Here is a 4,432-nt window from a genome sequence, read left to right on the forward strand (position 1 = left end):
CCGCCGTAACCTCGGCTGATAATGCCCACTTTTAGGCCTTGCTCTGACAAGTATTCGTAAAGCCATAACACAAATGGCGTTTTGCCATTCCCACCTACACTTATATTGCCCACCACAATCACTTTAGATTTAGCTTTAAAAGGCGTGGCAAAGCCAACCTTAAAAACCCATTTCCTAATACTTGAAATTAACCAAAAAAGCGCAGCTAATGGCAGTAAAAGTAGCGTTATAAAACTAAATGGTTTATACCAGCTTTGCTCTATTTTACTCACCCGTGCTCACCAAACTGCATTTTACATAGAGCTGAATAAGTACCATCTTTAGCTAGTAAACTCTGATGATCGCCACTTTCAATCACCCGGCCACCATCAATAACGTATATTTTGTCGCTGTTCTCAATGGTTGAAAGACGATGGGCAATGACTATAGACGTTTTGTCTTGCATAAGGGTATCAAGAGCTTGCTGAATTAGTTTTTCAGACTCTGTGTCTAAGGCTGAAGTTGCTTCATCTAAAATTAAAATAGGTGCATCTTTTAATATAGCGCGAGCAATTGCTATACGTTGACGTTGACCACCAGAGAGCATCACCCCGTTTTCACCGACCATGGTATTGAGCTGCTCAGGTAGGTCTTTAACAAATTCCCACACGTGGGCTTGTTTAACCACCTCTTCTAATTGCTGCGGTGTTATTTCGCGGCTTATGCCATAACAAATATTATTAGCAATTGTGTCGTTAAATAACACAACTTGCTGAGATACTAAGGCAAACTGGCGGCGTAAATCGGCCAGTTTATATTTCTCAAGCGCAACGCCATCTAATAAAATTTCACTTGGTGCTTCTAAATCATAATAACGCGGTAATAAATTAGAAATAGTCGATTTACCCGAGCCTGAACGCCCTACAAGCGCGATGCTTTCACCGGCTTTTATACTTATTGATAGGTTATTTAAAACAGCTTCATCTTTAGTTGGGTATTTAAAGGTAACGTTTTTAACCTCAATTTCGCCCTTCACCTTATCTACGGTGTAAGTACCTTTGTCTTTTTCAATTTCTTCATCTAAAACTAAAAAAATACTTTGCGCTGCAGAAATACCGCGCTGCATATCACTGTTCACGTTTGCTAATTGTTTAAGCGGGCGTAAAAGCATCATCATAGAAGAGATGAGTACCATAAAATCGCCAGAGCTGATCGTATCTATCATTGAAGGCATAGATACAACCCACAAAATAACAGCCATTGCACTTGCTGCAAGCACTTGAATTACCGACACGCTTAACGCTTTAGTGGCATCCATTTTAATACGTTGCTGGCGATTATGATTATTGATTTTTGAAAACTGGTCGATTTCTTGTTTTTGCCCACCAAAGCCATGAATAACTTTGTGTCCACTTAGCATTTGCTCAGAGCTACGGGTGACCTGCCCCATTGCAGACTGTATATTTTTTGAAATATGGCGAAAGCGTTTAGACACAAACGTTACAATAATTGCCACTAGTGGAATGATCACTAAAAAAATCAGCGAAAGCTGCCAGCTGGTATAAAACATAAGGGCAAGTAAAAAAACGACAAAAGCGCCTTCTCTTACAACAATTAACAGTGCTTTGGTGATTGCTTGCTGAACTTGTTCTGTATCAAAAGTAATTTTTGAAATTAAATCACCTGTTGAGTTTTTATCATGAAACGAAACAGGCAAATGTAATATGTGTTCAAATAACTGCTGGCGTAACGAACGAACTACTTGCGAGCCTACATAGCTTAGGCAATACGAAGACATAAAATTAAACAGGCCACGCCCTATTACCAGCGCAATTACAACAAATGGGGCATAAGCTAGCACTTCGCTATTACGTTGGTTTAGGCCTTCATCAATAAAGGGTTTCATTAATTGAATAAATAATGCATCCATACCCGAATAGCCGATCATTCCAATAATAGCGACGAAGGCAACGCTTTTATAATCACCAACGTAAGAAATCAACCGTTTATAAATTTGTGTAGTACTTTGACTCATATTACTCTCGTTATACAATTACAGCCCTTATTGTATCCTTCAAACCGTTAAAACTAAACGTCAATCTTCTATAAACCAATAACTTTCGTGTTTGCGCGCCGTTGTCACTTTAAAGCTATCTTGATAAATACTTACCGTAATTTGCCCATCACGTGCCGTAACATATTGTTTAGCATTTATAGCTTTGTAGCGCGAAACCACTTTTTCACTGGGAAATTGCCATTGGCCTTGAAAAGCTGTTGAGTGAATAACCGTATGCGGATTTACATGGTTGATAAATTCCGTGCTTGAAGACGTATCGCTCCCATGATGAGGGCTTAAAATCACATCGGCTTGTAATGAGTGAGTTTTAATAAGGCTCAGCTCACGTGCTTTAGAAATATCACCCGTTAATAACATAGTAAGTTGGTGTGATTTGATTAAAAGCACACACGAATTATCATTTTCGTTATTAAATGTGCTATCAGCAAAGCTGCTAATGCGCAATCCATTAAAGTTATAATCTAAAGAGATACACTGTGTGGTTATGCCATATGGGTGAAAGCGCTTAAAGCTTTCACCAAATCCTGCATTAATAAAATGTGCTGCGCCCCCTGCATGGTCGTTATCTTGATGACTTATTATTGCATCACTGACGGTTAAGTTATGTGTTTTCAAATAAGGAATTAACACACTGTATGTACGGCTAAAACGGTTAAAATAACTAGGGCCAAAATCGTAAACCAGCGCTTGATTGTCTTTTTCGAGTAACGTCATTAATCCGTGCCCAACATCAAACACATGCAGTTGCCAAAGAGGTTTTGGTAAATACAGATAATCTATTAATGTAACGCATAGAGGAATGAGTGCTAAACGTTTAAAGGGGCTAAACCAGGCGATTAATATGCATAGATAAGCTGCAACTAAGTACAATGTACGCGGTTTAGCTATATCTAACCATCTGTAATGCCAAGGGATTGCATCCATATACTTAAACAATGTTATAAGTACACTATCGAATAATAAAATGGCGGGCGTTATATCTACCACAGCACTTATTATCGTAAACAGCAGCAAAAGTGGCATGATTGCCACGCTTAATAATGGAATTGCCAATAAATTAATAACCAACCCAGCAATACTTACCCCACTAAAATAAATAAGGGTAATAGGCAAAAGCCCAATAAATAAAGCAAGCTGAATAATACACAGCGCTATAAACACGCTAAGCCAACTATATTTAGTTTTAGGAAGGTGCTTTATAACAATGAAAATAATTGCAACCGCAATAAAAGAAAAATATAACCCTGGGTTTAAAACATTAAAAGGATTGATGAGTAATACAGCGACTAAAGCATATAAAATGCTTCGCCAGCGCAGTGGCTGTTTGGCAATAAAGTAAAGACCTAATACGCAACTTAACATAATAAATGCGCGAGTCGCTGAGAGTAAAAATTCACTTAAATACACATAGATAAATGCCGCTAACCAGCCGATAAAACAATAAACAATAGTTAAATTAATAGACTGCAATACTTTAATTTTAAGGATGTATGATGTGTACTTACTCAGTAAATAAAAACAGCTGAATATAAGCCCTATGTGCAACCCTGAAATAGCTAATAAATGGCTGAGCCCTAAACTTTGCATTGTTTGTTTATTTTCAAACGACATCAGTGATTTATCACCACTAAGCAATGCATAATAAAGCCAATTAAGCGTTGTTTTTTGATAAGTGTGTTTTAAAAACGACCTGTATTTATAAATTATTGAAGGTGAAGCCGCGCTAGTAATGCGCAATTGTTTATTAAGTACTTTGCCTTTAAATAGTATGCGTTGTTTAAAGGCATGCACATTATTATCAAACACACCGATATTTTTAATTGTTCTGAATTTTTTCAGCGCTATTGTTGCCTCAAAAGTATCGCCCTGCTTAATATGCTGTGCAGAATCGACACTTAACATGGCTTTAGGTGCTTTAAATTTGTGTATTTCATCCCCATTTAACTTTAATAACGTTGCTTTTATATACTGTGGTTGCTTTGCAGAGATAACCTCATCAACAAGAATTGTGGCAGGGTAAGCATAGTTATTTTCATCATTTGGCAACGTATAGCTATAAAACAGGTAAAAGTGCACAACAATGCAGCAAATAGCTAAAATAAACCCTAACAAAACATTCAAAAACGGCTTAAAATAGGCGCTCGCAATAAGGACAGATATTGTGATGACTGTAAATTCATGGGTTTGATAATAAAATACGGTTGAAATACAACCTATTACAAATCCAAGACTAATCCACACTGAAGTAAATGGTTGCTTGAAATGCCTAAGAAAACGATCCAACGATTTTTACCTGATCCTAATAAAATTAGGCATCATAAAACACTTAGAATATTCGGCCGCCTATTACAAGACGCCAACCTATGGCATTTAAAC

The 4,432-nt window shown here is 37.3% G+C and carries 3 protein-coding genes and 1 pseudogene; 1 reads left to right on the forward strand and 3 read right to left on the reverse strand.

From position 1 onward, the window contains the following. The 3 genes from L650_RS0100370 to L650_RS0100380 all read right to left on the reverse strand — a co-directional run. On the reverse strand, positions 1-272 hold a 272-nt coding region (locus L650_RS0100370), incomplete at its 3' end, for a tetraacyldisaccharide 4'-kinase (RefSeq protein WP_029771714.1). Further along, a complete protein-coding gene (gene msbA / locus L650_RS0100375; protein ID WP_004586694.1) occupies positions 269-2,014 on the reverse strand; it encodes a lipid A export permease/ATP-binding protein MsbA in 1,746 nt (581 codons plus the stop codon). The genes msbA and L650_RS0100370, both read right to left, overlap by 4 nt. Positions 2,015-2,074: 60 nt before the next feature. Then, positions 2,075-4,339 (reverse strand): DNA internalization-related competence protein ComEC/Rec2, encoded by a 2,265-nt coding sequence (locus L650_RS0100380; RefSeq protein WP_029771715.1) that lies wholly within the window; start codon positions 4,337-4,339, stop codon positions 2,075-2,077. Between L650_RS0100380 and L650_RS24400 the strand changes: the two are divergent. Further along, positions 4,319-4,432, forward strand: a pseudogene (locus tag L650_RS24400) (DUF2062 domain-containing protein); the annotation flags it as partial. The gene L650_RS0100380 and the pseudogene L650_RS24400 overlap by 21 nt on opposite strands.

The organism is Pseudoalteromonas sp. TB51 (assembly GCF_000498055.1).
Classification (GTDB): domain Bacteria; phylum Pseudomonadota; class Gammaproteobacteria; order Enterobacterales; family Alteromonadaceae; genus Pseudoalteromonas; species Pseudoalteromonas atlantica.